This is a genomic window from Nocardia amikacinitolerans (assembly GCF_900215415.1).
In the GTDB taxonomy this organism is placed as follows: Bacteria; Actinomycetota; Actinomycetes; order Mycobacteriales; family Mycobacteriaceae; genus Nocardia; species Nocardia amikacinitolerans.
Window position 1 is genome coordinate 159,112 of sequence record NZ_OBEG01000001.1, and the last position, 25,858, is coordinate 184,969.

The 25,858-nt window shown below is 68.9% G+C and carries 27 protein-coding genes; 14 read left to right on the plus strand and 13 right to left on the minus strand.

The window, feature by feature from the left end; genetic code table 11:
- Nucleotides 1-11: 11 nt before the first annotated feature.
- The 3 genes from CRP45_RS00810 to CRP45_RS00820 are packed head-to-tail and all read left to right on the plus strand — an operon-like array spanning nucleotide 12 to nucleotide 2,732.
- A complete protein-coding gene (locus tag CRP45_RS00810; protein ID WP_067778913.1) occupies nucleotides 12-335 on the plus strand; it encodes a hypothetical protein in 324 nt (107 codons plus the stop codon).
- Complete coding sequence (locus CRP45_RS00815; protein WP_097243363.1) at nucleotides 332-1,636, plus strand: hypothetical protein; 1,305 nt, start codon at nucleotides 332-334, stop codon at nucleotides 1,634-1,636. Before CRP45_RS00810 ends, CRP45_RS00815 begins: the two co-directional genes overlap by 4 nt.
- Nucleotides 1,623-2,732, plus strand: coding sequence for a DUF8176 domain-containing protein (locus tag CRP45_RS00820; protein ID WP_143861293.1), 1,110 nt, complete (start codon nucleotides 1,623-1,625; stop codon nucleotides 2,730-2,732). Before CRP45_RS00815 ends, CRP45_RS00820 begins: the two co-directional genes overlap by 14 nt.
- A gap of 6 nt (nucleotides 2,733-2,738) precedes the next feature.
- Here CRP45_RS00820 and CRP45_RS00825 read toward each other — a convergent pair whose 3' ends face one another.
- Both CRP45_RS00825 and aztA read right to left on the minus strand, forming a co-directional pair.
- Nucleotides 2,739-3,548: an APH(3'') family aminoglycoside O-phosphotransferase gene (locus tag CRP45_RS00825; protein ID WP_097243365.1), complete on the minus strand. Its 810-nt coding sequence runs from the start codon at nucleotides 3,546-3,548 to the stop codon at nucleotides 2,739-2,741.
- A gap of 10 nt (nucleotides 3,549-3,558) precedes the next feature.
- Nucleotides 3,559-4,248: a zinc ABC transporter ATP-binding protein AztA gene (gene aztA / locus CRP45_RS00830; RefSeq protein ID WP_097243366.1), complete on the minus strand. Its 690-nt coding sequence runs from the start codon at nucleotides 4,246-4,248 to the stop codon at nucleotides 3,559-3,561.
- Nucleotides 4,249-4,307: 59 nt separating this feature from the next.
- Here aztA and aztB point away from each other — a divergent pair, with 59 nt between their 5' ends.
- From aztB to aztD, 3 genes are read left to right on the plus strand one after another with little or no spacing between them, the layout of a single operon-like run.
- Entirely contained in the window at nucleotides 4,308-6,287 is a 1,980-nt protein-coding gene (gene aztB / locus CRP45_RS00835; RefSeq protein WP_097243367.1) for a zinc ABC transporter permease AztB, read from the plus strand.
- Nucleotides 6,284-7,195: a zinc ABC transporter substrate-binding protein AztC gene (gene aztC, locus CRP45_RS00840; protein ID WP_097243368.1), complete on the plus strand. Its 912-nt coding sequence runs from the start codon at nucleotides 6,284-6,286 to the stop codon at nucleotides 7,193-7,195. The genes aztB and aztC overlap by 4 nt, the downstream gene beginning before the upstream one ends.
- Before the next feature lie 32 nt (nucleotides 7,196-7,227).
- Nucleotides 7,228-8,388 (plus strand): zinc metallochaperone AztD, encoded by a 1,161-nt coding sequence (aztD, locus tag CRP45_RS00845; RefSeq protein ID WP_097243369.1) that lies wholly within the window; start codon nucleotides 7,228-7,230, stop codon nucleotides 8,386-8,388.
- Between the two features lie 76 nt (nucleotides 8,389-8,464).
- On the opposite strand, the gene CRP45_RS00850 is transcribed toward aztD, so the two are convergent.
- Complete coding sequence (locus CRP45_RS00850; RefSeq protein ID WP_179830719.1) at nucleotides 8,465-8,968, minus strand: ArsI/CadI family heavy metal resistance metalloenzyme; 504 nt, start codon at nucleotides 8,966-8,968, stop codon at nucleotides 8,465-8,467.
- Between the two features lie 100 nt (nucleotides 8,969-9,068).
- On the opposite strand from CRP45_RS00850, the gene CRP45_RS00855 reads away from it, so the two are divergent.
- On the plus strand, nucleotides 9,069-9,428 hold the full coding sequence (locus CRP45_RS00855; RefSeq protein WP_067778892.1) for an Rv2640c family ArsR-like transcriptional regulator: 360 nt from the start codon (nucleotides 9,069-9,071) through the stop codon (nucleotides 9,426-9,428).
- A gap of 108 nt (nucleotides 9,429-9,536) precedes the next feature.
- Here the strand turns inward: CRP45_RS00855 and CRP45_RS00860 are convergent, their stop codons facing one another.
- From CRP45_RS00860 to CRP45_RS00870, 3 genes are all read right to left on the minus strand, one after another.
- Nucleotides 9,537-9,980 carry a YybH family protein gene (locus CRP45_RS00860; RefSeq protein ID WP_097243370.1) on the minus strand — a complete coding sequence of 148 codons (444 nt, stop codon included), beginning with the start codon at nucleotides 9,978-9,980 and terminating at the stop codon, nucleotides 9,537-9,539.
- A 120-nt stretch (nucleotides 9,981-10,100) separates the two neighbouring features.
- Nucleotides 10,101-10,928 (minus strand): NAD(P)H-binding protein, encoded by an 828-nt coding sequence (locus tag CRP45_RS00865; RefSeq protein ID WP_097243371.1) that lies wholly within the window; start codon nucleotides 10,926-10,928, stop codon nucleotides 10,101-10,103.
- A gap of 92 nt (nucleotides 10,929-11,020) precedes the next feature.
- A complete protein-coding gene (locus tag CRP45_RS00870; protein WP_097243372.1) occupies nucleotides 11,021-11,500 on the minus strand; it encodes a MarR family transcriptional regulator in 480 nt (159 codons plus the stop codon).
- A gap of 197 nt (nucleotides 11,501-11,697) precedes the next feature.
- Here CRP45_RS00870 and CRP45_RS00875 point away from each other — a divergent pair, with 197 nt between their 5' ends.
- Nucleotides 11,698-12,024: a hypothetical protein gene (locus CRP45_RS00875; protein ID WP_097243373.1), complete on the plus strand. Its 327-nt coding sequence runs from the start codon at nucleotides 11,698-11,700 to the stop codon at nucleotides 12,022-12,024.
- Here the strand turns inward: CRP45_RS00875 and CRP45_RS00880 are convergent.
- From CRP45_RS00880 to CRP45_RS00900, 5 genes are all read right to left on the minus strand, one after another.
- A complete protein-coding gene (locus tag CRP45_RS00880) occupies nucleotides 11,998-13,995 on the minus strand; it encodes a glycosyltransferase (protein WP_179830720.1) in 1,998 nt (665 codons plus the stop codon). The two genes, CRP45_RS00875 and CRP45_RS00880, sit on opposite strands and share 27 nt — an antisense overlap.
- Entirely contained in the window at nucleotides 13,995-17,039 is a 3,045-nt protein-coding gene (locus tag CRP45_RS00885) for a trypsin-like peptidase domain-containing protein (protein WP_097243375.1), read from the minus strand. Before CRP45_RS00885 ends, CRP45_RS00880 begins: the two co-directional genes overlap by 1 nt.
- 70 nt (nucleotides 17,040-17,109) lie before the next feature.
- Nucleotides 17,110-18,123, minus strand: a complete 1,014-nt coding sequence (locus CRP45_RS00890; protein WP_097243376.1) for a glycosyltransferase — start codon at nucleotides 18,121-18,123, stop codon at nucleotides 17,110-17,112.
- Nucleotides 18,124-18,239: 116 nt separating this feature from the next.
- On the minus strand, nucleotides 18,240-18,989 hold the full coding sequence (locus tag CRP45_RS00895; RefSeq protein ID WP_067778886.1) for an LGFP repeat-containing protein: 750 nt from the start codon (nucleotides 18,987-18,989) through the stop codon (nucleotides 18,240-18,242).
- Between the two features lie 269 nt (nucleotides 18,990-19,258).
- Nucleotides 19,259-20,260, minus strand: coding sequence for an Acg family FMN-binding oxidoreductase (locus CRP45_RS00900; RefSeq protein WP_097243377.1), 1,002 nt, complete (start codon nucleotides 20,258-20,260; stop codon nucleotides 19,259-19,261).
- A 139-nt stretch (nucleotides 20,261-20,399) separates the two neighbouring features.
- Here CRP45_RS00900 and CRP45_RS00905 point away from each other — a divergent pair, with 139 nt between their 5' ends.
- Both CRP45_RS00905 and CRP45_RS00910 read left to right on the plus strand, forming a co-directional pair.
- Nucleotides 20,400-21,806 (plus strand): amidohydrolase family protein, encoded by a 1,407-nt coding sequence (locus CRP45_RS00905; protein ID WP_097243378.1) that lies wholly within the window; start codon nucleotides 20,400-20,402, stop codon nucleotides 21,804-21,806.
- Nucleotides 21,803-22,750, plus strand: a complete 948-nt coding sequence (locus CRP45_RS00910; protein ID WP_097243379.1) for an antibiotic biosynthesis monooxygenase — start codon at nucleotides 21,803-21,805, stop codon at nucleotides 22,748-22,750. The genes CRP45_RS00905 and CRP45_RS00910 overlap by 4 nt, the downstream gene beginning before the upstream one ends.
- A gap of 3 nt (nucleotides 22,751-22,753) precedes the next feature.
- Here the strand turns inward: CRP45_RS00910 and CRP45_RS00915 are convergent, their stop codons facing one another.
- Entirely contained in the window at nucleotides 22,754-23,107 is a 354-nt protein-coding gene (locus tag CRP45_RS00915) for a hypothetical protein (protein ID WP_067778874.1), read from the minus strand.
- A gap of 84 nt (nucleotides 23,108-23,191) precedes the next feature.
- Complete coding sequence (locus tag CRP45_RS33585) at nucleotides 23,192-23,338, minus strand: hypothetical protein (RefSeq protein ID WP_179830721.1); 147 nt, start codon at nucleotides 23,336-23,338, stop codon at nucleotides 23,192-23,194.
- Between the two features lie 287 nt (nucleotides 23,339-23,625).
- Here CRP45_RS33585 and CRP45_RS00920 point away from each other — a divergent pair, with 287 nt between their 5' ends.
- The 4 genes from CRP45_RS00920 to CRP45_RS00935 all read left to right on the plus strand — a co-directional run bounded on the left by CRP45_RS00920 (nucleotide 23,626) and on the right by CRP45_RS00935 (nucleotide 25,852).
- The gene (locus CRP45_RS00920; protein ID WP_067779065.1) at nucleotides 23,626-23,907 is read left to right on the plus strand and encodes a hypothetical protein; all 282 of its coding nucleotides are present in this window, start codon (nucleotides 23,626-23,628) and stop codon (nucleotides 23,905-23,907) included.
- A gap of 141 nt (nucleotides 23,908-24,048) precedes the next feature.
- The gene (locus CRP45_RS00925) at nucleotides 24,049-24,465 is read left to right on the plus strand and encodes an organic hydroperoxide resistance protein (RefSeq protein WP_097243380.1); all 417 of its coding nucleotides are present in this window, start codon (nucleotides 24,049-24,051) and stop codon (nucleotides 24,463-24,465) included.
- 121 nt (nucleotides 24,466-24,586) lie between these two features.
- Nucleotides 24,587-25,012, plus strand: a complete 426-nt coding sequence (locus CRP45_RS00930) for a VOC family protein (RefSeq protein ID WP_245909799.1) — start codon at nucleotides 24,587-24,589, stop codon at nucleotides 25,010-25,012.
- A 42-nt stretch (nucleotides 25,013-25,054) separates the two neighbouring features.
- Nucleotides 25,055-25,852, plus strand: a complete 798-nt coding sequence (locus CRP45_RS00935) for an SDR family NAD(P)-dependent oxidoreductase (RefSeq protein ID WP_097243381.1) — start codon at nucleotides 25,055-25,057, stop codon at nucleotides 25,850-25,852.
- Nucleotides 25,853-25,858 lie beyond the last annotated feature (6 nt).

Genomic DNA, 25,858 nt, shown 5'->3' on the forward strand with positions numbered 1-25,858 from the left:
AAGGGGGAACGATGGACACGCTGAAGCTCGACCCGGCGGCAATGGCCGCCTACACCGCGATAGCGGACACCGTCGCACAGCAGTTGGCGCAGGCCTCGGCCGCCGCGTCCGGCGCGGTGAACCCGCAGAAGCTCGACGCCGATCTCGGCATGGTCGGCGCGGAATTCGTCGCGCGGTTCACCGCCGCGGTGTCCGAGCACACCCAGGCACTGTCCACCGCGGGTCAGCTGGTGGCCGCCTACGGTCAGGTGCTGCGTGACTACGGCGCCGCCATGCAGACCGGTGACGCGGAGACCGCGGCCGCGCTGGCGAAGACGGGGGAGGAGCTGGCATGAGGCGGCTCAGCGGTTTACGCCGACGGCGACCCACCGAACAGACCAGCACCGACACGCTGCCGGTCGTCAGCAACGATCCGACATCGGACCCGCCGATCGTCGCGGCGCTCGTGCAGCCGATGCTCTCGTTGCGCGCCACCCTCGGCACCGGCGCCACCCTGCCCGACCGCGCCATCTCCGGCGCGCTGTCCGCTGCGTCCACGCACGCCGCCGATTCCGAAGGCCCGCACCGGGACGGTCTGTACGCGCTGGAGTCCACCTGGACCTCGCGCGGCGCGGACGCCGCCGTGCCCGCGCTGCGCACCACCCAGACCGAGATCGGCGAGATCACCGACCGCGGGCCCGCCTACCTGTCGGTGCTCGGCGACGCGCAAGCCACCAGTGCGCGTGCGGCGCGTCGGGTGGACCAGATCATCGCCGACTTCCGCCGCGACGCAAGGCAAATCCTCGGCGGCGCGACCGCCGCGCCCGATACCGACGCGGTCATCGAGCGCGCGGCGCAGGCGCTGCGCGACGCGATCGCCACCGTGAGCACCGCGCGCACCGAGATGAACGACCACACCCGTCGGCTGGACGAGATGGGTCCGCTCACCGTCACCCAGCCCGGCGGTATCGGCGGCACCAGCCAGCCGTCCATCGGCGGTACCTCGGTCACCACCGTGCCAGGCACCACCGTGCCGGGCCAGCCGCTCGACCCGCAGCAGGCCGCCCAGCTCCAACTCCAGCAGCAGCTCATCTCGGCGGGCGTGCAGCTGGGTACCGCCGCCATCTCGGCGGGCGTCGATATCGGCACGCACCTGATCGACAAGATCGTCGAGGTCGGCACGCACGCCATGGACACCGTTGCCGCGTCGGCGGACAAGGTGATCGACAAGGCGATCCCCGAGCTGATCAACCCGGGAAGCACCACGAACGGCAATGGTGGCGGCACGTCCGGCACCCCGTCGAAGGTGATCGATTTCGGCGGCGGCTCGACGCCGTCGAATCCGGCGCAGAACGGGACCGGACCGAGCGCGAAACCCGATGCGCCGAAGCCGGAGGCGAGGCCGGCGCCGCCCGCGTCGATCATCCCGCCCACGCCCGCGCCGCAGGACGCGCCGCCGTACCGGCCCGCGCCGGAACCGAGCGGGCCGCCCGGCACCCACGGTGGCGTCGCGATGCCGCCGCCGATGGGCGGCGATCAGGACCGCAGGCCGCGCGACGGCCAGCTCGGCGTCACGGTTCCCGCGTCCGCCATGATCCCCGAATCGGTCACCGTCCCGGCCGCCGTGATCGGCGACTTCGGCGATGACGCGCCCTGACCAGGGCCCGTCGAACAAGGAGCAGGGACAGCCGAATCCGTTCGACACGGGTCTGCCGATGTTGCGCTTGCCCGCGCCTCCCACGGGCAAGCGTCGACGGCGGCGGCCCGCGGGAGGTAAACCCGGGTCGTCGTACAGCGCGCCGCTGCGCGCACCGGAGCCGCCACCGCGGATGCCCGAGCCGCCGCGCGGATCCGGGTTGCCGCCCGTAGCCGGTCCGCCGCGCGCACCGGAACCGTCGTACACGCCGGAACCCTCCGCCGCGCCGCCGGTTCGGAAGCCGCCGCGCCGGATGGGCGAGTGGGCCGAATGGCTCGACCCGCCGACGCGCGCCGAGGAACTTCCGGAGCAGCCGACCGTCGAGATCCAGGTACCGGTCGACGACGAGCCGGAACCGGACCGCCGCACCGACGACAGCAAGCCGTTCGTGCCCGCGATCATCGACCGCACCGGCGGCAATCCCGGTCCCGCGCTGCGCCGTCCGCGTCCACGCCCGCAGGAACAGCAGCAAGAACGCGGCAACAAGATCCTCGCGGTACTGATCGTCCTCGGTCTGGTCGTCGCGGTCGGCTCGATCATCTGGGCGGTGCTCCCCAGCTCCGGAACGCGCACCGTGACCGCGCCGACCAGCTCGGTGCCCGCGGCCGACGACGCACCGGCGCCCGCGTCGCCCACGCCGACGGGACCCGATTCCCCCACGGCAGTCGCGACTCCCGGATGCGAACAGCGCCGCACCGGTGACGTCGTCTCGGGCACCGGCATCGGCGGCACCACCGACGGGCCCTCGGCCATCCTCGCCTTCGAACGCGCCTATTACGTGCAACGTTCGGGTCCGGCGGCGCGCGCCGTCGTCGCCGCCGACGCGACGGTCCCGCCCGCCGAACAGATCCAGCGCGGCATCGACCAGGTGCCGGTCGGGACGCGCTACTGCGTCCAGATCACCCGCACCGCCGTCGGCGCGGGAGACGGGCAGTCGCACTGGGAAGTCCGGCTCACCCAGCAGTATCCGGGTCAGCAGCCGAGGATCTTCACCCAGATCATCACCACCAAAACCGTCGGCGGCCGCACCCTGATCACCGGCATCTCGATGGCCTGATTCGCCTCACCCCCAGGTGAGCGGATCGAGGTGCAGGTAGAAGCGCTGCCGGTCGGCGTCGAGCTCGATGCCGTAGCGTTCGGCGAAGCGCCGATCGGCGTCCCGCGCGCTGTGCTCGTCGGGCCAGGTCTCCCGCGAATTCGCCAGCAGCAGGGCGATATCGACATACGGGTCGGCCACGCCGAGACGGCCGAGGTCGAGGAATCCGGCGAACGACCCGGTGTCCGGATCGAGGACGATGTTCGGCAGACACAGATCGCCGTGGCACACCACGTATTCCGCGGCCTCCTGCGCGATCCGCAGGTCCAGCTGAGCGCGCAGCCGCGCCAAGAGGACCCGCGTCGGCGTGTTCAGCTGTTCCTCCGGAAGGAATTCCGGATTCACCGCGCCGCGCGCCACCACGTCCGCGGCCTTGGCGAACATCTTGGCGACGTCGCGTTCGAACGGACAAGTATCCGTGGGTATTTCGTGCAGCGTGCGCACAGCCTCGGCGATCGATGCCCAGGCGGTGGACAGCTCCTCGGCGGACACGCGGTCGGCGGGCACGCCGTGCACGGCCGTGGTCACCAGGCAGGCGGCATCGCCGACCTGCCGCCACAGGACCGGATGCGGCCCGGGAATGCCGCCGCCGCTGAACCATGCGACCCGGTCGCATTCCTCGCGCAGGTCGGGTATCGAATCCTCCGCGACGCATTTCGCGTACCGCGAGCCGTCGGCGGCGCGGAACACGGCCGCCCCGGACTCCCCGCCGTCGACCGGCTCCCACTCGGTGTCGGCCGGGAGAACGGAGCGGAAGCGGGTCAGCGCATCGGACACGGCATCGACGTTAGCAGCGCGATCGAGACGCGGAACCGAGGGCGATGGTCGACTCCGGATCGCCCTCGGCGAGCAGTCTGCCGTTCTCCAGCAGCAGGCAGTGGCCGCCGCGGAGCGCCTCGTCGCGCTGGTGGGTGGCGTGCACGACGGTGACCCCTCGGCCGACGACGTCTTCGAGCAGATCCGTGATCCGTTGCCGCGCTTCGGCATCCAGTCCGGTGGTCGGCTCGTCGAGGAGCAGCAGGTCGGCCTCTTGGGCCAGTGCCTGCGCAAGAAGCGCCCGCTGCCGCTGCCCGCCGGAGAGCGTGTCCAGGCGCCGGTCGGCCAGGTCGGCGATGTCCATGCGCGCCAAGCATTCCTCGACGACCGCGCGATCCGTTCGCCGCAGGCGCCGCCACGGTCCGCGGTGCGCCCACCGTCCCATGGCGACCGTCTCCCGGACCGTGATCGGCAGCGTCGCGGGCACCGCGCTGTGCTGCACGACGAACGCGGTCCGCCGGATGCCCGGCCGCTCGATGGTCCCCGCCAGCGGTTTCAGCACGCCGGCGAGCGCCGCGAGCAGTGTCGACTTGCCGGAGCCGTTGTGGCCGAGCACCGCGGTGATCCGGCCGGCCGGGATGGTCGCGGTGACGTCCGCCAGTGCGGCCCGGCCGCGGTAGCCCGCCGACAATCCGGCCAGTCGCAGGTCCGCTCGGTTCACACTGTGTCTCCCGTCACTCAGTTGTAATGATAACCATTTTCATTCTATGGTGTCGCCTCATGGAGTGGTTGATCGCCCCGTTCGAGGTGTCGTTCGTGCAGCGGGCTCTCTGGGGCGGCCTGCTCGTCTCGTGCCTGTGCGCTATCGCCGGTACCTGGGTCGTGGTGCGCGGCATGGCTTTTCTGGCCGACGCGATGGCGCACGGGATGCTGCCAGGTATCGCTCTCGCGGCGCTGCTCGGCGGAAACCTGTTGGTGGGCGCGGCGTTCAGCGCGGGCGCGATGGCGCTCGGGGTGTCCGCGCTGACCAGGAACGCGCGGCTCTCGGCCGACATCGGCATCGGGCTGCTGTTCGTCGGAATGTTGTCGATCGGCGTCGTGATCGTCTCGCGGGCACAGTCTTTCGCGGTCGACCTGACCGGCTTCCTGTTCGGCGACGTGCTGGCGATCCGGGACCGGGATCTGGTCTACCTGGTCCTCGCGCTGCTGGTCGCGGCCGCCGTCGCGCTGCTCGGCCATCGCGCCTTCGTCGCGCTGGCCTTCGATCCGCGCACCGCGCACACGCTCGGGTTGCGGCCGAAGGTCGCGCAGGTGGCCCTGGTCGGTCTCCTCACCCTCGCCATCGTCGCCTCGTTCCACATCGTCGGTACGCTGCTGGTCTTCGGCCTGCTCATCGCACCGCCCGCCGCGGCGATGCTCTGGGCGCATCGGCTTCCGGTGATCATGGGCGTGGCCGCCGGGCTCGGTTCGCTGGCGACGGTGACCGGACTGCTGATCTCCTGGCACCTCGGTACGGCGGCGGGCGCCACCATCGCGGCGGTCGCGGTGGCGCTGTTCTTCCTGTCCGCGACGTTCTCCGCTTCGCGGAGCCGAATCCGGTTGTCGGGCAAGAAGTTCGGTCCTTTGGCGCTGGTGGCGGTGCTGCCGTTGGTCGGTTGCGGCGCCGATCGGGTTGTCGACGAGGCCGAATCGGCACCGCACGGCTACGTCGAGGGCGCGGAGGAGACCGCGGAACCGCAGCCGCGACTCGTTCTGGCGGACAAGGAGTCCGGTGCGGTGCGGGTGTTGGACCTGATCTCGGAGCAGGTCACCGAGCTCGAGCCCGCCGTTGGCATCACGCGCGTGGCCGGCGACGGCCGCTACGCGTATCTTTCGACGCCCGAGGGGATTCGAATCGTCGACACCGGCACCTGGCTGGTGGATCACGGTGACCACGTGCACTACTACAAGGCGCCCATCCGGGATATCGGTACGTCTGCGGGCGGGCCGGTGGTTGCCGCAGCCGCGAACCCTTCGGTGGTCGCGCTGGTGCTCGACAGCGGCGACACCGCGCTGCTGGACCGCACCGCGCTCGACGCGGGCTCGGCGCCCGACAGCGACGCGCACGCGGGCGGTCCGGCCGTGCCGTCGGGGGAACACACGGTGGTGGCGCGCCGTGCCGATGGCCGGGTGGAGGTTCGAGGCCGTGACGGAGCGGTGGTCGCCGCACTCGCTGAGCCGTGCCAGGAACCGCGCGGCACGGCGATGACCCGGATCGGCGTCGTCTTCGGTTGCGCCGACGGCGCTTTGGTGGTGAACGTCCAGGAGGGGAGCGCCACCGCGACCAAGATCGCCTACCCGAGCCCGGTTCCCCAGGCCGAGCGCGCGGTCGAATTCCACCACCGCCCCGGCAGCGCCACGCTGGCGGCCGAGGCGGGGGAGCGCGGGACCTGGCTGCTCGACGCCCGCCGCAGGACATGGACTTTCGTCGAGACCGGCCCCGTGCTCGCGGCGAACACCGCGGGGGAGGGCGCGCCGCTGCTGACGTTGTCCGCCGATGGTGTGCTGCACGCCTACGACGCCGCGACGGGCAGCGAACTCACGCGCAAGCAGCTCGTCGAGCCCGGCTCCGCCTCGAGCATCGTGGTCGATTCGAGCCGCGCCTACGTCAACGATCCCGGCGGACGAAAGGTGCTGGAGATCGACTACTCCGACCTGCGGACAGCTCGCGTCTTCCCACTCGAGATCGCCCCCACGCTGATGGTGGAGGCGGGCGAATGAGAGCCGTAGCGCGTCTCGGAATCCTCCTCGCCGCCGTGCTCGTGCTCGCCGGATGCGTGTCACCGGACGCCGAGCGCCGCGAGATCATGGTGACCACGAACATCCTCGGCGATCTGACCGAGGCGATCGTCGGCGACGCCGCCGAGGTGACGGTGCTCATGCGGCCCGACGCCGACCCGCACTACTTCGCGATCTCGGCGCAGCAGGCCGCGCGGCTGGAGCGGGCCGGGCTCGTCGTGCACAACGGTCTCGGGCTGGAGGAAGGCGTGCAGCGTCATGTCGACGCCGCCGCGCACGCCGGTGTCTCGACGGTGGCGGTCGGCGACCGGGTCGACCCGCTGCGCTATCGCCCCGAGGTCGGCGCCGACCGCCCCGACCCGCACTTCTGGACCGACCCGCTGCGCGTCCGCCGCGCCGTCGAGGTGATTCGCGACGAGGTGATCGCGCACGTCGCGGGCGTGGACGCGGCGGCGATCCGCGAGCGCACCGAGCGCTACCTCGGCGAGCTCGACCGGCTCGACCGGTGGATGACCGAGCGGTTCGCCGCCATCCCGGCCGAACGGCGCAAGCTGGTCACGAACCATCACGTATTCGGTTATCTCGCACAGCGTTACGGCTTTCAGGTGATCGGCGCCGTGATTCCAGGCGGCACCACGCTCGCCTCCCCGAGCCCGTCGGATCTGGCCGGACTCGCCGACGCCGTGCGGGCCGCGGGCGTCGGCGCGATCTTCGCCGACTCCGCCCAACCCGATCGCCTCGCCCGCGTGCTCGCCGAACAGGCCGGGCTGCACGTCCGAGTCGTCCCGCTGTACTCCGAATCGCTCACCGGGCCGGGCGGCGGCGCCGAGACCTACCTGGAGATGATGCGCGCCAACACCGAGGCGATCGCGCGCGGACTGGCGCCATGAACGCAGTATTGGAACGAAAATAGGAGCACCACATGCACTTTCGGCCACAGAACGGCACCGCGCTCGCGCTGTCGGGTCTGCTCACCGCGGCGCTCGCGCTGGCCGGATGCGGCTCGGACGAGGCCGAGCCCGCGGGCAAGCGGATCGCCGAGCCCATCGCGGTCACCTACGACGGCGGCATCCACGTGCTCGACGGCACGACGCTCGAATTACACGGCAGCACAGCGCTAGAGGGCTTCAACCGCCTCAACCCGGCGGGTGACGACCGGCATCTGATGGTGTCGCACAAGGACGCGTTCCGGGTCTACGACGCCGTCGCGGCCGAGTTCACCGATATCGAATTCCCCGGAGCCAAACCGGGTCACGTGGTCCAGCACGCCGGACGGACGGTGCTGTTCGCCGACGGTACCGGCGAAGTGACGTCGTTCGATCCGGTGCGGCTGGCCGACGGAAAGCCCGCCACCGAGGTGTACAAGTCGGCCGCGCCGCACCACGGCGTCGCCATCGAGCTGGCCGACGGGTCACTGGTCGTCACGCTCGGCACCGAGGAGAAGCGCACCGGTATCGCGGTGCTCGACGCTCAGCGCAAGGAGATCGCCCGCAACGAGGACTGCCCCGGCGTGCACGGCGAGGCCACCGCCGAGGGCGACACCGTGGTCGTCGGCTGCCAGACCGGCGCGCTGGTCTACCGAGGCGGCGTCATCACCAAGGTGACGAGCCCGACGCCTTACGGCCGCATCGGCAACCAGGCGGGCAGCGAGGAATCGACCATCGTGCTCGGCGACTACAAGAAGGACAAGGACGCGGAACTCGAACGGCCGCAGCAGGTCTCGCTGATCGACACGGTCACCGGTACGCTGCGCCTCGTCGACATCGGCACCAGTTACACGTTCCGTTCGCTCGGCCGCGGCCCGCAGGGCGAGGCGCTGGTCCTCGGCACCGACGGTCGCATCCACGTCATCGATCCGGTCGCCGGCACGGTCACCCGCACCATCCCGGTCCTCGACTCGTGGCAGGAACCGTTGAAGTGGCAGCAGGCCCGCCCTGCGCTGTTCGTCCGCGGCGGCGTCGCCTACGTCTCGGACCCGGCCACCAAGAAGGTGCATCGCGTCGACCTCGCCGCGGGCGCGGTCACCGCGTCGGTCACCCTGCCGGACAGCCCGAACGAATTGAGCGGCGTTCTCGCTCACTGAGCCGGAACACGGTTCGCGGATACGCCCGGATTCCGGCCGACGTTGAGGGGAGGCCGCAATCCGGGAATTTCCAGGGTCATCCGCAGCAGGCGGCGCCCGAGGCGACGGCGGCCCGCTTGGCGGACGTGCCGCAGCACGCGCCATCGGCGACGGCCTCCTCGACGGTGCCGCAGCACGGTTCGTCGGTCTCGGATCGCGGTGCGGCGCCGAAGGTTTCGCTGTCCGCGAGCACCGTGTAGACCTCCCACCGCTCGGCGTCCGGTGCGGTCACCCAGACCTTGTCCTGGGTGGCGAAACAACACGTCGTCGCCATCTCCTCCTCGGTGAACACGCCCGCGCTCGAGAGCCGCGCGATCTCGGCGTGCACCTGCTCGGAGGATTCCACCTCGATTCCGAGGTGGTTGACGCTGCCGCCGTGGCCGGGGTTCTCCAGGAGGACCAATTTCAGCGGGGGCTCCGCGATGGCGAAGTTCGCGTACCCGGGCTTGCGCTTGGCGGGTTCGGTGGCGAACAGGGTCGAGTAGAACGTCACCGCCCGATCGAGATCGTCGACGTTGAGGGCGAGTTGGATGCGAGACATGGCTGATACCTCCACTTGTGAGACATATATCGAAGAACTTTCGACCTGAAGTCTCGTCTCCTTTTCGACATATGTCAACAAGGTGCGTAGGATTGGCGGCATGCCGAAGGCTTTGCCCGTGATCGATATGTCCGCTCCCGTCTGCTGCGCCCCGGTCGCCGCGGGCCCGATCGACGACGACGCCGCGCTGGAAGTGGCCCTGCGGCTCAAAGCGATCGCGGACCCGGTGCGGGTCAAGCTGATGTCGCTGCTGCTGACCACCGCGGCGGGCGAGCAGAACACCGGCGACCTCGCCGCCGCCGTCGGCCTCGCCGAGTCCACCGTCAGCCACCACCTCGGCCAGCTGAAGAAGGCGGGTCTCGTCGAGTCCGAACGCCGCGGCATGAACATCTACCACCGGGCGCGCCGCGAGGCGCTCTCGGCGCTGTGCGTCGTGCTGGACCCGAACTGCTGCACGTAGGGCCCTCCGCCGGATTGATCACCCAACCCCAGGCGTCCCGAGAAGCCCGGGGCGAGCTCGAGCCGGCGGCTTCGATGCTCGCAGGCGGTCGGCAATCTGTCGAAGTCTCTACGGCTGCAAGTCGAGGACCGCGCCACCGGTAGCGAAATCCGTCGGCGCGGAGGAGTGATCGTGGACGATCAGCCATCGCCCGTCGATCCTGCGGTAGCAGACGGTCCACCGCATCCAATAGTCGAGTTCGGTGCCGTCGTTCAGCACGCCGATCATGCGGTTGAGGCTGTAGCTGAACGCGACATCCCCGCCGACGGTGATCACGAGATCGCGGATCTCCATCTCGATCGGACCGTCGAAATTCGCGAACGTCTCGTCCCACGGCTTGCGGTACTCGGACATACCGACGTACCGCAGCGGTGGGACGATGTCGAACGAGACCGTATCGGGATCGTGCAGCGCCACGACCGCCTCGACGTCCTTGTCGTGGAAGGCCTGCGCCCAGCGATCGATCACCTGCCGGATGGCGGCTTCGTCGCCGAGCTCGACGGGGGATGGCATCGCCGCCTCCTCGGAAGTCTGGGTTTCGATGTCCTTTCTACCCGCGGTCGCGATTCCCTGTGGTCTTGATTTTCCGGTGCGCGTTGAAGTCACTGGCGGGCAGGCGATTCGGTCTCTTGGCTACATCCAATCGCTTCGATGATCGGCCACCCAGCTGGCGAACGAGCGGGCGGGTCGACCCAGAATCGCCGCCACTTCCTCGGTCACGACAGGTTCGCGCTCGAGTTCGCGGGCGTAGCGGTTCATCAGTGCGCGCACGAACTGTTCGTCGAGGCCGTGCGCGATCATCGCCGACGCGGCCGCCTCGGCCGGAACTTCTTTATAGCGAACGGGTTTGCCGATCACCTCGCCGATGATCGCGACGAGCTGCTCGAGGCTCGATGCCGCCGGGCCGGTGATCGAGAGGCGTCGGCCCGTGAGCGTGTCGTCCACCATCGCGCGCGCGATGACATCGGCGACGTCGCGTTCGTGGACGACGGCCTCGGAGAACGTCGCGTACGGACCGAATACAGTATCGCCCGAGGCGATTTGGGCTCGCCACATGGTCAGGGTATTCATCGCGAACGAACTGGGCCGCACACTGACCCACGGCAGGCCGCAGCCGATCACCGCCTGCTCCACCTCGGTGTTGCGGTCGCCGTTGAACCGAGACGGCTGGTGCGCCGGATCGTCGTCGGCATTGATGGCCGACATCACGACGACGCGTCGAACCTGCTGGGCGACCGCGCGGCGGAGCAGGTCGTCGACGTGGTCTTTGGTCGCGCGCGGGTGGACGAACAGGGTTTCGACATCCGCGAGATCCAGTTCTTCGGGCGAGACCAGGTCGACGCCGTCCGGCCGTGCGGCATCGGCTCGCCGGGAAACCGCCCGGACCGGAAGCCCGGCCGCGGTCAGGGACTCCAGCAGCGGGCGGCCGATCACGCCCGTGGCACCGGTGACGACGAACATGCTGACTCCTCTCAGGCATAAGATATGAATCTCATACTATCTTGAAGCCGTACGGAAGTCATATGGTTTTCGTAGTAGTTTATTCCGAAGAGTCAGTCGGCGAGTTCGTCCGCGGAATCCCGGCCCGCCTGCGCGGCGCGGCGCAGGAATCCGGCGATGAGCTCCAGTTCGGCGGCCGAGTACTCCTCGCACAGCGCGTCCATGCGGCCGACCATGCCCGCGAAAAGGCCGTACAGCTCGTGGTTGCGGTCGCCGAGCGCCCGGACCGTCACGGCCCGTCGGTCGGTGGCCTGCGGGTCGCGTTCTCTGACCACCCACCCGCCGCGCTCGAGCCTGTCGAGAATGCCGGTCAGCGTCGCCGGATGCAGATTCGCCTTGCGGGCCAGCGCGGTGGGCGTCAACGGGCCGTGCAGATTGATCAGATCCAGGCACGTCCAGTCGACATCCCTGAGTTCCACTTTGCCGCCGAAGCGGCGATTCAGCAGGGCCAATTGCGTATTCAACTCCCGCAGACCTCGTTTCACCGTCTGCGCCTCGCGACGATGCCGCCGTTTCGCGGCTTCCGGGCTCATCGCCTCTCCTTCCTCATATGGTTTCCGTATCATACGAGCTGCGACGCTGCCCGAACCTGCGTCGACCGTCCGTACCTCCGCTGATCGGCTTATCGCAGGCTTCGCCGTAGATTGCCGTACTGCCGACATTCCGCAGGCGCCGGACGTCGTATCCGCATCGGCTGCGGGCGAAACGTTGTGCGGCGATACTTGTCGGCATGACTGACAACGGCGATATTCGCGTCGAGATCGTGCCGCCGCCCGGGTACTCGGGGGATCTCGGTCCCTCCGATCTGGTGGACAAGTTCGGTGATCGGGTGGGGGAGTTGGGGGAGGCGTTGGCGGGTATCGCGTCTCGACTGCGGGAGAGTCTCGCGAGTCAGCTCGACGAGCCGTCCGGGAGCGGATGGCAGTTGTCCGAAGCGAGCCTGCAGTTCTCGTTGAACTTGGAGTCCGAAGTCGGGGTCATCATCTCTCGGGCGAAGGCGGGCAGCACCTTTCACGCGAGCCTGACCTGGTCACGGCGCGACAACGTTGTCGGGTAGCCGGTCGGCCGGGCGCTGCGCGCGTTGCAGTGCGACCGAAGTGCTCGGCTCGTAAGCTGTCTTCCACATGTCGACCAGGATCAGCAGTAGTGCGGTGAGTTGCGCGGGCGTGAGTGCGCCCGCGTGCTTGCTCACCAAGTATTGAACGAGTTCGTTGCGCATTCCGTTGCTGTGCTGGAACGACATCGATTCGGTGTGGCGTCGGTAGAGCTGGCCGACGATGGGTAGGACGTCGGACGCGTAGCCGGAAAGCGCCATGCGCAGTTGTAGCTCCCAGTCTTCGAACGCCGGGAGGTTCTCGTCGTAGCCGCCGACCTCATCGAGTGCGCGCTTGCGATAGAGCACCATGGATTTGAGGTGCGTGTGCAGGACGAGGTTGAGCTCGGGAGCCATGCCCGCCGGGACGTAGACGAGGTCGAGGAGTTCCAGGTAGCGGACGTAGCCACCCACGTAGCCGAGTGTGTCATCGCTCTGCATGGCGGCGACGGCGGCAGGTAAGAAGCCGGGACGAATCCGATCGTCGGCGTCCAGTACGAGCACGAGATCGCCTCGGCTGCTGCGGATTCCGGTGTTCCTAGCGGCCGAGAGGCCACGATTCGGCTGCCGGATCTTCGTCACGCCGGACATGGCGTCGAGCACCGCGGCGGTCTCCGGGTCCGTCGACCCGTCGTCGACTACGAGGATTTCCACGTCGGCATAGCCGGATTCGCGTACCGACGCCACGGCCGCCGGCAGGTATCGACCATAGTTGTACAGCGGAATGACCACGGATACCAGCCCGGTCGGCGTCGACGGTCGCGGTGGCGGCGACGCCGAGTGATAAGCGGCGGTGCGGCTTTCCGCGATCTGCGCCGACGAGTGATCGGTGCGGACGGCCGCGCGTGCGGCATGTCCCAGTCCCGCGGCGGTCGCCGGATCGAGCATCGCGTCGATGATCGCCGCGGCGAGCGCGTCGGCGTCACGGGCGGCGACGATCCGTCCGGTTCGGCCGTCGTCGACGAAATCCACGCCGACACCGTCGTCGGGAACGATGAGCGTGCAGCCGACGGCCATGGCCCACAACGCGTCTGCCGGTGTACTCGCGAAGCCCGTGGCCAGCACGCAGAGCATCGCCGGTTGTTCCCTGACGGCCTCCGGGCTCATCGGCCCGGCGAATGTCACGGCCCGGCGCATCTCTGTCGACAGGCCGGCATGGGTGTGCCGCCAATACGACCTGCCGACTGGATCGGTAGGGGTATCGCTACCGCGTATCACCAAGCGCGCGTGTGGCATTCGCACCAACACTCGTTCCATGGCCCGCATCATCGTGTCGAGACCCGCTTGCGGGCAGAGTGTTCCGAGCCAGAGGATCGTGTCCGAGGCTCGGTAGGCGATACGGCGGTTCCCGAGATCGAGATCCGGCAGGGCAGGCGGGTAAGACCGAACTCGGTCGCCGTGATCGGTATCGAGCCGCGTCGCGTTGCCGCAGATCAACTCGAGATCCGCGTGGCGCTGCGTGTACCGCTCGGCAAACGCGCTCAGTTCCCTGTGGAACGTCGCGGGTCGTTGACCCTTGGGTCCATGGCTCGCGCTCGCCCATGGGTATCGCGACACCACGACGCGGGTGGTGTGGAACTCGCCGAGCAGCCGATGGGCGCGCACCACGGTCAGCCCCTCACCACCGGCGTCGAGGAAGTCGATCACGTCGAGCGGCGCACCCTCGTGGAGCAGCCGTAGCGTGTCGTACACCCGATCCGCGTAGGACTGCTCGTCGGTGAAGTACCAGTGCCGCGCTCGCTTCGGCAGCGTCGGTTGCCAGTGCAGCCCACCGAGATTTCGCAGCGCTTGCCGCCACGGTGTCGCGAGCCCTTCGCTGACCAGGTATACCTCGTGGCCGTGCCGCGCCATGGCGGTGGCCACGGCGAAGACGTGGGCGTCCGGGCCCGTCATCGTGCCGATGGCGAGTTCACGGCATGCGTACGCGATACGCACTATCCCCCCTTCGCGACCGCGTCGTCGAGTATCGGACGCAGCCAGGCCGGGAAGTACCCGGGACCGGCTCTGTCGATCAACAACTCCGCGATGCGTCGTACTTCCGTCCAGCCGGATGCCGATCGTTCGTCCGACCGCAGCGTGGCGAGCCATCGACGCGTCCGCAGCAACCAGGGTTGGTCGTCGAGCTCCTCGAATATCGCTGCGGCCGAATCGAATCCGGCGAGTGCTTCGACCGGGCTCCCGGCGCGGAGCCGAGTCAGCGCCGCGCCGTACCGCAGTCTCGCCTTCATGCGGTCCTCGCCGGTCGCGTCGTACATCTCGGCCGCTCGCGCGTATTCCGTCAGCGCGGCGGGGAAGTCGCCGAGTGCACGCAACGCGCCGCCCCGAGTGCGCCACACCTGCGCGCGGCCGAGATCGTCGTCGCTGTCGTCGAAGATCCGTTCGCATGCGGGTAGGGCAGCGAGGACCTCCGACCACCGCCCCTGATGCCCGAGCAAGCGTGCCTTGAACAGGTCGACGATCCCGGTCCACCTGGCGTCACCGGCTTTCACGCACAACGGCCTCGCCTCGTCCAGGTCGGCTGCGGCCTCGGTGAGTCGGCCGAGCTGCAGATGCAGCACCGATCGGGTGTGCAGTCCGCGTCCGCAGGCGGAATTGTCGTCATGGGCACGGAAGATCGGTAGGCACAGTCGCAGATTGGCGTCGGCGGCGGCCAGCCAGCCCTGGTCCCGGAGGACGACGGCGTAGTTCTGCCGAGTGGAGGCGAGCACCAGTTCGTCGTCTCCGCCGGTGAAGAGTTCGATGCACTGCTCGAGCAGCGGCTTGGCCACGGCCAGCCTGCCTCGGTCTCGTTCGACCACGGCGAGGCTGAGTGTGGTGCGTGCCTGACGGTCGGACATCCCCAGTGCGGTGTAGCGGTCGATGACATCGTGGAGCCCCGCGACTGCTTCCGCGTAGGCGCCCTTGCCCATGTAGTAGCCGGTGTAGGAGTAGAGGACGCCGGTCTCGGCCACGGTGTCCGCTGCCGCGCGGCTGGCGCTGAGAGCCAAATCCTTCAGTTCCAGCGATTCCTCGCCGTGGCGCTGCGCGACGAACAGACCGTTCAGCACGTCGACGAGACCCCAGACGTAAGGCCACAGTCCGTCGTCGTAGGCCTGCCGTGCGGCGGCAACCAACCCGGGACGCTCATCGGCGAACCACTCCGCGGCACTGATGCTCCTGGCCGCCGAGAGTGTCTCTGCGGGTGGACGCCACACGATCGGCACGGACTCGGCGAGAAACAAATCCTTGCCTGGCCCGAGTGTGGACATGGCCTCCAGCAGTAGCGTCAGGTACCCGCTGAACAGTCGGCTTCTGCCCTGCGACCGTTCGTGATCGGAGAGTCGCTCGGCCGCCTTCTCGCCCGCGTAGACCCGCAACAGGTCGTGGCAGCGGTATCGTTGACCGCCGGTCAGATCCCATCGCGCGAAGGCGACCAGTTGCGCGTCGACGAGTCCGTCGAGCAGTTCCTCCGCATCGAACAACGGAATGTCCAGCAAACCGGCGAGCGTCCACGCGGGAAAGTCAGGGGCGCGAATCGCACCGAGCGCCGCGAACGCCGTCGCGAGTTCGGTATCGAGCGCCGTGTAGCTGCTGTCGAAGCTCGCGCGGACCGCGAGATCGTCGACCGCGAGTACCGACAATCGGCGGCGCTCGTCGGCGAGCCGGCCGGCGAGGTGCGCGATGGTCCAATGCGGACGGGATCGCAGCTGCGCCGCGGCGATTCGGATGGCCAGCGGCAGATTCCCGCACAGACGCGCGACCTCCTCGATGCCCGCTCGATCGGCGGCCCGACGATCGGCGCCGAGCATCGCCGCGAGCAGATCGGTCGCCTCCTCGGGAGACAGCGTGCCCAGCGGCACCGTGATCGCATCGTCGATCGCACCCATCGGACGCCGCGACGTGACAACGACACGGCAGCTCGGCGTGTGCGGAAGCAGCGCCCGCACCTGCGCCGCGGAACTCGCGTTGTCGAGGACGATCAGAGCTCGCTTGCCGGACAACAAGTTTCGGTATTGCTCGGTTCGCGCTTCCGCGGTCGCTGCCACCGCGTCGGCGGGCAGGCCGAGCGCGACGAGTAGTCGTTCGAGCGCATCGGCGACGGCGATCGGTCGTTGATCAGCGCCGCGCAAGTCGATGTGCAAGCGGGCGTCCGGGACAGCGTCGGCGACGAGATGGGCGATGTGGATGGCGAGCGCGGACTTGCCGACCCCGGGCTGACCGTGGATGGCCACTATCGGCGCGGCGCCCGGCGCGGTCAGGGCGGCGACCAGTTCTTCGGTCTCCGCGCTGCGTCCGGTGAACTCGCGCCGATCCGGTGGTAGGGCCGTCTGACGGCCCGCGGCGGACGCGCCGATGACCAGGCCCGGTACGGCAACGCCCGTGGCATCCAGCACCGGTGCCGCGCCGACGGAGTCGAGCAGCGCCCGGATCGCCGCGAGCGGACAGGCAAAAACGATGCCGCCGACGCCGCGCTCGGGCGCGTCCGGGTTCGGCGGGTTGTATCTGATCAATCCGATCACGCCGGGCGCACTGCCCGCGAATACCGGCGAACCGGAGAAACCGCCGAGGGCAAGACCGCCGACCGCCTGTTCGGCATAGAGCTGAATCGCCGGTACGTCACGCAATTGCCCGTCCACCGCGGTGATCGTGCCGGAGATGGTGACGCGGCCCAGATCCGACAGGCTGGCCGGAAATCCCGTCGCACGCCAAAATCGTGCGGTCACCTGCGTCGCCAACGGAAGCGGATCGATGAGATCCGGCCTGGCCTCGTCGAGTCGGAGCACCGCGCAGTCGGCCGCTGGATCACCCGCGGCGAATCGTGCGGTGAGGGCGATACCGCCGATATTCCACACCGTCTGCGGGAACCGTATTTCGCCGGTGCGGCGGTCGCCGACGCAGTGAAAAGCGGTCACCAATGTCGAATAGTCGATGGCGAACGCCGTGCCGAGAAACCGCTCTCGCGCACCGGCGCTGAGCAGCCGTCCGACCGACTCGCTCATGCCTGTGCCTCGCTGGCGCTCGGCTCCGGCATGCGCGAGGAGCGCTGGCACATGATTCGCCCACTGCGTTTCATGCCGCCCCTGCCAAGGCACGAAAATGCTTCGCCGGGTCGAACCGGGCGAGCCCCAGTTCGCGCACCGAGGCGGCCTTCAAACGGGCGGCTTCCTCGATCGCGTCCGCGAGGACCGCCGCCGCTGTCGCGTCGGACGCGCCGGGATCCACGACGGCGACTCGGCCGGACGAGTCGCACAACGCGGCTTCGGCGCACGTTCCGCCGCGCCAGGCGAGCGCGGCGACCGGCGTACCCGCCCGCAATGATTCACCGAATACCGCCGCACCGGCCTCGACATAGTCGCGGGCGCAGGTATACACGAACACCTTGGCCTCGCGGAACGCAGCGGTTTTCGCGACGCCGCCGAGTTCGCCTATGAATTCGACGTGTTCGGAGGCGAACAAGTCCCTGTGTCGCCGGACGTAGGATTCGTCGAACACCGGCCCCGCCATGCGTATTCGCCTGCCGAGCAGCCGTGCGGCCAGAATCGCCAGATGCGGCGCTTTCACCGGTTCGATGCGGCCTACCCAGACCAGATCGACGCCGTCGACGCCCGGCGGCTCGTCCTCGTCCAGATCGAGGTGCACCGCCAATTCCGCACGAGGACGCTGTTTCGCATAGAGCGCCATCATTTCCGGCGAATAGCAGTACAACCGTGATCGGCGACCGTCGAACGCGCCGTCGGGCTGCGGCTTGTCGGCGCCGTGCTGAAATGCCGCCACGGCACAATCAATGGTTTCCCACGCGTGCCGCCACGCGGGCATGGCCGGGTACTCGTGCCATGCCACGAGTAGGTCGTATCCCGTGTCACGCAACTCGGCCCGGCCTGGGCCGCTGAGCATTTCGAGCCGAGTCGGCCGAATGGTCCAGTCGTCGGCGAGTTCGCCGCGCCACTGCGTGCCGATCAAATGCACCGTCGCCCCCGCGCGGCGCGCCCCGACCGCCGCGGCCCACAGCCAGCGTTCGATGCCCGCATAGCCGGTCGGCGGAAACGCGTACTTGCTCGGAAAATCGCAGACGCCGACCAGCATGTGATCAAGATTAGTTCACGGACGGGTCCGGCCAGGCCGGATCGGCGTGAAACCTGTAGCGCGAGAAACGATCTGCACCGGGCCGTCGCGCAGGCAATTCGTCGGGTCGCCTCGGATCAAGGCAGCCAGGTGATGCGGCCGCCTTGGAAGTCTTGGGCTTTGCCGCCTTCGTAGTCGTATTCCTCGCCGGTGGGGTAGCCGTAGCGGCCGTTCTCGGCGCCCGCGCGGACCCAGTCGTCGCGGATGGCGCCCCAGACGGCGTGGGCGCCGGTGCGCGGGGACCAGTAGACGGCGCCGCCGGTGAAGAGGTTGTAGCGGCCGTTGCCCGCGGAGGTGGCTTCGTCGGTGATCGGGAAGCCGAGCGCGCCGCCTTCCCAGCCGAGCGCGCCCCATCTGTCGCGGATGGCCCCGCCGACCTGGTGGGAGTCGGTGCCGAGCGACCAGTAGATGGATCCGCCCTGGAAGTGGTTGAAGCGGCCCTGCCCGCCGGGCGTGGCGAGTTCCCCGGTGACCGGGTAGCCGAGCGTGCCGTTCTCCCAGCCGAGCGCGCCCCACTTGGCGCGGATCGAGCCGCCGACTTGGTGCGCGCCGACCTCGGGGTGCCAGTAGATGGCGGCATTGCGTTCGAAGGCCTGGTAGCGGCCGCCGCGGCCGGCGTCGAGTTCGGGGGTGACGGGATCGCCCAGGACGGCGGGTCCGCCCGCTCGGTCGTATTCGACCTCGATGGCGCCTCCGACGTCGAAGGCGCCGACGGGACGCGCTGCGGCTGTGCCGATGCCCGCGGTGAGCGCGACGGCCAGCGCGGTGGTGACGAGGGCGCCGCGGCGGGACGCGGACGGGCGGGTGGTGCGACGTTGCCGAGCCAAGTGAACTCCCTGACAGGTGGGTACCGGATGGCGGACCGGGATCGCGACGCGCCCGGCGCTGACGTGCGAAGACAGCCTACGGGCGGCACTAGACCAGGTCCGTCCCCGGCCTGCGCACGGCCGGAGAAAGCGACGGCACGCGCGGCACTAGGCCGCCGGTGCCGGTGTCGTCATCGACACGAGGTCCATCGGCGATCCACGCTCGGTCGTTAGCGGACCTCGCGATCTCGTCCGCTTCGTCCGATTCGCGGAGGGGTCCGCGCGGAGACTTACGGGGTGGTGACGGTCAGGATGTCCTCGATCGGCAGACGCGGTGTCGGCGGCAGGGGATCGGGATCCGGCGCGGTGCCCACCCGGACGACGACCTGGGGCCGCAGGTGGTGGGGCAGCAGTCCGGCGATCACCCGGCGCGCGGCGGGCAGTTCGGTGATGTGGGTGAGCGGGCAGGTCGAGAGTCCGGCGCCGGTGCATTCCAGCAGCACCGCCGACAGCGCCTCGCCGGTCCGCAACCACTGCGCGGTCGAGTCTTCGGCCGAGCTCAGCGCCAGCAGCCGGGCTCGATCCTCGGGCGTCGCCCGCCGGGTGGTTCCCGGCGCGGTGGGGAAGTCGCGGCGGACGGGCACGCGACCGGCCTCGGCCGCCGTCGCGAGCGCGGTCGGCGGAATCCCCTCGGGAAGATCGAAATGTCCGGTCCACCAGCGCAATTCGCTCTGATACGGCTTGTCGTAGCGGCGCAGCGCCTCGGCCTGGTCGGAGGCCGCGGCGAGCCGTTCGCGCACCGAGTCGGGCAGATCATCGAGGGTGACCTCGCACGTCCGTGCCACTTCGGTCACGCCGGGCAGCAGCGCGTCCCAGCCCTCGGGTTCGTCCATCGGGAGCCGGTCGGAGTACCTGCGCAAGATGACCTTGGCCTGCGTGCGGATGCGTTCCGGCGGATCGGGCCAAGGCCGGAAGGCCAGCGCGGCCAGGTAGCGCGGCCGCGCCGGATCGGGCAGGCGAACGACATCGGTGTGCCAGCCGTTCGCGGCGAAGGCGGTCCTGGTGTGGTGCAGCATGGCGCCGCAGCTGATCACCTGCTGGCGACCGTCCGGGTCGGCCATCGGCAGCGACCGGTCGGGGTCGCTGTGCAGGTGCAGCCGCTTGCCGTCGAAGACCAGGCGCCAGGGCTGGGAGTTGTGCAGGGAGGGAGCGCGGCGAGCGATCTGCAGCGCGGCGGAGACGGCCGATGCGTCGGGAACTGCAGATCCGGCACTAGCGTTTTCTGCGGTCATGCCTATCGAGTATGGCACGAGGTGGCCGGGCATTCGCGGAGCCGACGTATTGGGCGGTGATCGGTGCAGGAGTCGCAGGTAGACGCGCCTTTTCCGGCAATCGCCGATGTGATGCCCTCCGCTGTGCTGTGCTCGACTCGTGAGCCGAGTGCACTTGGGGCACATCTTCCACGTCGCCGGACGCCCCACCGTCCAGAACGCGGCGGACGCGCTCGTCTCCGTGCCGGACGGCGCGTTGGTCGTCGGCGACGACGGCCGGATCACCTACTGCGGCGACCGCGACGAGATTCCCGCCGAATTCCGCGATGCGGACGAATTCGACCACCGCCCTGGCTTTTTGCTTCCCGGTTTCGTCGACGCCCACATCCATTTCCCGCAAACCTTCGCCGGTGACGCCTACGGCGGCGGACAGCTGCTCGAATGGCTCACGCTGTGCATGTATCCGGCGGAATCCCGGCTCGCCGATCCGGTGTTCGCGAAGCACGCGGCCGCCGAATTCTGTGCCAGGCGGATCGCCGTGGGCACCACCGCCGCGATGGTGTTCGGGTCGGCCTTCCCGCACGCGCAGGACGCGCTGTTCAGTGAGACGCGCCGCCGCGGCCTGCGCATGGTCGGCGGCCGCGGCATCCAGACCACGGGGGAGGAGGAGTCGGTCGCACCGCTGCTCACCTCCGAGGACGAGGCGATCCGGTTGACCGAGGCGGAGATCGACACCTGGCACGCGGCCGACACCGGCGACGTCGACACCGCCTTGCTACACGTGGCGATCGTGCCCCGCTTCTCGCTGTCGGTGACCCGCGAGACGCTGCGCAATCTCGGTGAGCTCTACGACTCCGTGCGACATCGCGGCGTCTATTTCCACAGCCACCTGAACGAGAACAACCGCCCCGGCACGGGCGAGGTCGACAGCACCAAGCAGGCGTACCAGGTGAATTCGTACCTCGACACCTACGACGGGAAGTTCCTGCCCGGCTCACAGGTCGGCGGCAAGAGCATGCTCGGCAGGCGCAGCATCCTGGCGCACTGCGTGCACTGTCAGGACGCGGAACTACGGCGGCTGGCGCAGACCGGCAGTTCGATCGCGCACTGCCCGGTGTCCCAGCAGTTCCTCGGCTCCGGGACGATGCCGTGGCAGCGAACGATCGCCTCGGGGGTCACGGTCGCCGCGGGAACCGACTACGGCGGCGGCGACGAATGGTCGATTCCGCGGGTGCTCGCGGCCGCGTTCAAGGTGCACATCTCCGAACCGGGCGCGGACGGCGTCTCGATGCATCCCGCCGAAATGCTGTTCACCGGAACGCTGGCCGGTGCGCGAGCCCTCGACATGGAGAACCGCTTCGGGAACTTCGACCTCGGCAAGGAGGCCGACTTCGTCGTCGTCGACCCTGCCCGCGAACCGGCGCTGGAAAGCGCACTGGCGCAAGGGATCCGATCCGACGACCCGGTTCTGGCGCGCGATCAGACGCTGTTCGCGCTGTTGATGGGAATGGGCGAGGCGGCGGTTGCGCAGGTCTACGTCCAGGGTCGCCGCGTCGACGACCGATGAACGCCACCGCCGTCACCGTCTTCCACCGCCCCTCCGATATCGCGGCTTTCGCGGCCTGGCTGGATCGGATGTCCGAAACAGCCTCCACCGCGGAAGGATTCGTGCAGAGCTGCCGCGCGGTGTACGACGAGCCCGCGCTGGAGCCCGCATTCGGCGCGACTTTCCGCTCCGAGGCGCTGGCGAACGAATTCCTTGACTCGGCGGCGAGAAAGGCGTTGCTCGCCGAAGGCGAGGCGTGCGGATTTCACCGGAAGAGTTCGGATCTGATCATCGTCGAGGAGGAGTTGCCGCCGCCCGGAATCGGGGTGTTCGATCACCGTGTCGCGAACGGAAAAGTCGCCGATTTCGTTGCGGCGGAAGCGAATTTGGCGGCTTTGAGCGCCGAGTTCCCCGGATTCGACGGTGTCGCGCTGTTCTCGCGCGGCGACACCGGCCGGTGGTTCTCGGTGCTCCGGTTTCGCACCGCGCGCCATTTGGCGGACTGGATGCGCTCGGAGCAGCGGGCCGCGGCGCTGCCCGCGTTGCGCGCCGAACTGACCGAGGATTTCTCCGGCGTCGCGCACACCACGCCGTTCGGATCCACGCTGCGCACCGTCGACGGCCGGACCCGGGTGACGCCCACCTGGAAGATCGCGATGCTGGTGCTGCTCGTGCTGTATCCGACGGTGATGACGCTGTCCCGGTTCCTCGGCCCGGTGCTGGACGAGAACGGGGCGCCGCCCTGGCTGGCGATGTGGTTGAGCCAGATCGTGAGCGTCGCGCTGATGAGCTGGATCCTGTCGCCCGCGGTGGCGGCCTGTTTCCGGCGCTGGCTCGACCCGGTCGACGGCGCGGGCTGGCGGGTGAGCGCGCTCGGCGCCGCCATCGTCGTCGTCCTCTACGCCCTGACGTTGCTGCTGTTCGCCACGGTGAAATGGCTGCACTACTGGGATTACAACCGCTGAGTCTCACCGCGACATCGCGGTCCCGCCGATCGAGACGTACACCAGCATCACCATGAACAGGAACCAGCCCGCGCCCTGCCAGATCGGCCAGACCCGGCCCTGCCGCCAGCGCAGATAGGTGATCACGAACGCGCCGATCCCGCCCGCCAGCAGGACGACGGCGGGGACGAGCAGCACCGCGATGCCCGAGGCGGCATCGCACAGCAGCGGACCGGACAGGCACGCGTCTCGCCCAGCGGCCCAGACCGCGGCGACCAAGGCGACGAGTGCCGCAGTGCCGAGAACAGCGAGGTCGTAGCGGATGGCCTGGCGAAGTCCCTCCGGATCGGACCAGCGCTTCTCGACATCGTTCACCATCCGGCTCACCTCCGCTCGCGGTCACAGGCTTCGTCGACACCCGTGACCGGAGTTGCCGGACCGCCCGGTCTCAAACTCGAACGGTCAGTGCGTGGCCGACAGATCCGGCGGGTCGGTGTGGTGATGCCGCATTTCGAACCAGTAGGTGGCGAACACCGTGCCGTAGGCGGCGACGACGACGGACGCGGTCACGACGAGCAGCAACAAAAGCAGTGGAAGCAGAAAAGCCATGTGCCCTCCCCGAAACAGATGTGAGGTCGGCGTTCGAAACAGGGACGGCGCCGCGTCGCGCCCGTGCCCTTCTTCCATCCCCCTGCACCCTTCGAATCCTAGAACCGCGGGGCGTGTGTGGCACGGGTGAACAGCTGTGAGTCGGGTCATGCCGATTTCGGTGTGTCTGCCACATCACATGATCTTGCTGAGGTTGAATTGAACGGGTCGACGAGTTTCTCGAAGTAACGCGCCCTCGTGAAGACGAATCCCGAGCATCACCTCAGCATCCGCGAAGGAGCATGACAGTGAGCACGATCCTCTGCGCGCTACACGACACAGTTCTCGCGCAGGTCAGTAATCCGACCCCCGAAGCGCCGCCGCTGGCGGACAAGCTCATGCAAATGGGTCGGTACTTCACCTGGCTCGTCCAGCTGTCGGGGATCACCGCCATCACCTACGGCGGTGGCCGTTTCGCCTGGGAGAAGTGGAACGGCGGCGGTTTGCAATCGCCGAAGATGGTGGCGGGCGCGATGGCGGGAGGCGCCGTCGCCACGAGCGCGGGAACGATCATGAACGCGGTGATCTAAGCACCGGACGGGTCGCGCATCGCGGACGGAACCGACTCCGCCCGCGGTGTGCGACCTTTTTCACTCCGCTATTAGTTGTGCGCAACTTAGTTGCTCGCTACTGTTCATGGGGCACGGCAGGTACTTCCAGAAAGGCACCCCATGAACACCCTCTACACCGCACAGGCCACCGCGACCGGTGCCGGACGCGGCGGCCAGGTCCGCTCGTCCGACCAGGCGCTCGATCTCGAACTGAGCGTGCCGAAGGAACTCGGCGGCGCGGGTGGCGCGGGCACCAACCCCGAGCAGCTCTTCGCCGCCGGATACGCCGCGTGCTTCCACAGCGCGCTGCAGCTGGTCGCCCGCCGCAAGAAGGTGAAGATCGCGGACTCCTCGGTGACCGGCGCGGTGGGCATCGGCCCGAACGGAGACGGATTCGGTCTGGCCGTCACCCTCACCATCGACCTGCCCGGCCTCGAGTCCGGCGTGGCGCGCTCGCTTGTCGACGCGGCGCACCAGGTCTGCCCGTACTCCAACGCCACACGGGGAAACATCGACGTCGACCTGGTCGTCGCCTGAATTCGCAAGTCCGAGAAGACGATTCGATTCGCCTGAGCCCCGCTCGCGTGCCTGCGCCGGTTTGTCCGGTGCGCGCGGCGGGTAGGTGAGAAGCGTTCCCTTACCGGCGGAGGAGGCGCTCATGACATCGGACGGCACGATGGCGACCGAGGACGAGGTGACGGCGGCCAGCGCGGTCGGACGGCTGCGCAGCGTGGTGCTGGACTGCCCGGAGCCGCGCGAGCTCGCGAGGTTCTACGCCGCGCTGCTCGGCGGGATGATCATCGACGAGGACGACGAGGACGACACGTGGGTGGTCGTCGTCGATCCCGACGGCAGGCGCCTGGCGTTCCAGACCGCACCGCGCTACAAGCCGCCGCGCTTCCCGGATCCCGAAGCCTCCCAGCAGATCCACCTCGACCTCTTGGTCGACGACATCGACATCGCCGAACCCAAGGCGCTGGCCATCGGCGCGCGTCTGGTGGAGGCCAACGACGCCGACCGGTTCCGCGTCTACACCGACCCGGTCGGGCACACCTTCTGCCTGGTCTGGCTCGACGGTCGATAGCGGCGGCGGATACAACCGGCTCGGCGTGGGTAGGCGGGCGGTATGACCCAGACACGTCCCCTCGCCCTTGTCACCGGAGCTTCCAGCGGAATCGGCCTGGAACTCGCCAAGCAGTTCGTGGAACACGAGTACGACGTGGTGGTGGCCGCGGAGGACACGGCCATCGAGACCGCCGCCGATCAGGTGCGCCGTCCCGGCGTGGAAGTCCGCGCGGTGCAGGTGGATCTGCGGACACCCGAAGGTGTGGAACGGCTCTACTCGGCGGCGACCATGGACGAACGGCCGCTCGATGCGGTCGCGTTCAACGCCGGCGTCGGCCGCGGCGGTGACTTCGTGTCGACCGACCTCGACGACGAACTCGACATCATCGCCCTCAACGTGCGCTCGACGGTGCACCTTGCCAAGCTCGTGCTCGGCGACATGGTGCGGCGCGACACCGGCAAACTGCTGTTCACGTCCTCGATCGCGGCGACGATGCCTGGCGCGAAGCAGGCGGTGTACAACGCGTCGAAGTCCTTCGTGCAGTCCTTCGCCGAGGCGCTGCGCGAAGAGACGCGCGGCACCGGCGTCACGGTCACCGCGCTGATGCCGGGTCCGACCGACACCGACTTCTTCCGCAGGGCCAAGATGCTGGAGACCGTGGTCGGCAAGGGTCCCAAGGACGACCCCGCCGACGTGGCGCGCCAAGGCGTCGAGGCGCTGCTGCGCGGCAACGAGAAGGTCGCGGCCGCCTCGCTGGGCACCAAGGTGCTGACGACGATCAATCACGTCCTCCCCGATTCGGTGAAGGCCGCGGCCAACCGCGTCGTCTCGGCGGCTCCGCTGCCGCACCGGCACTGAGCCGCT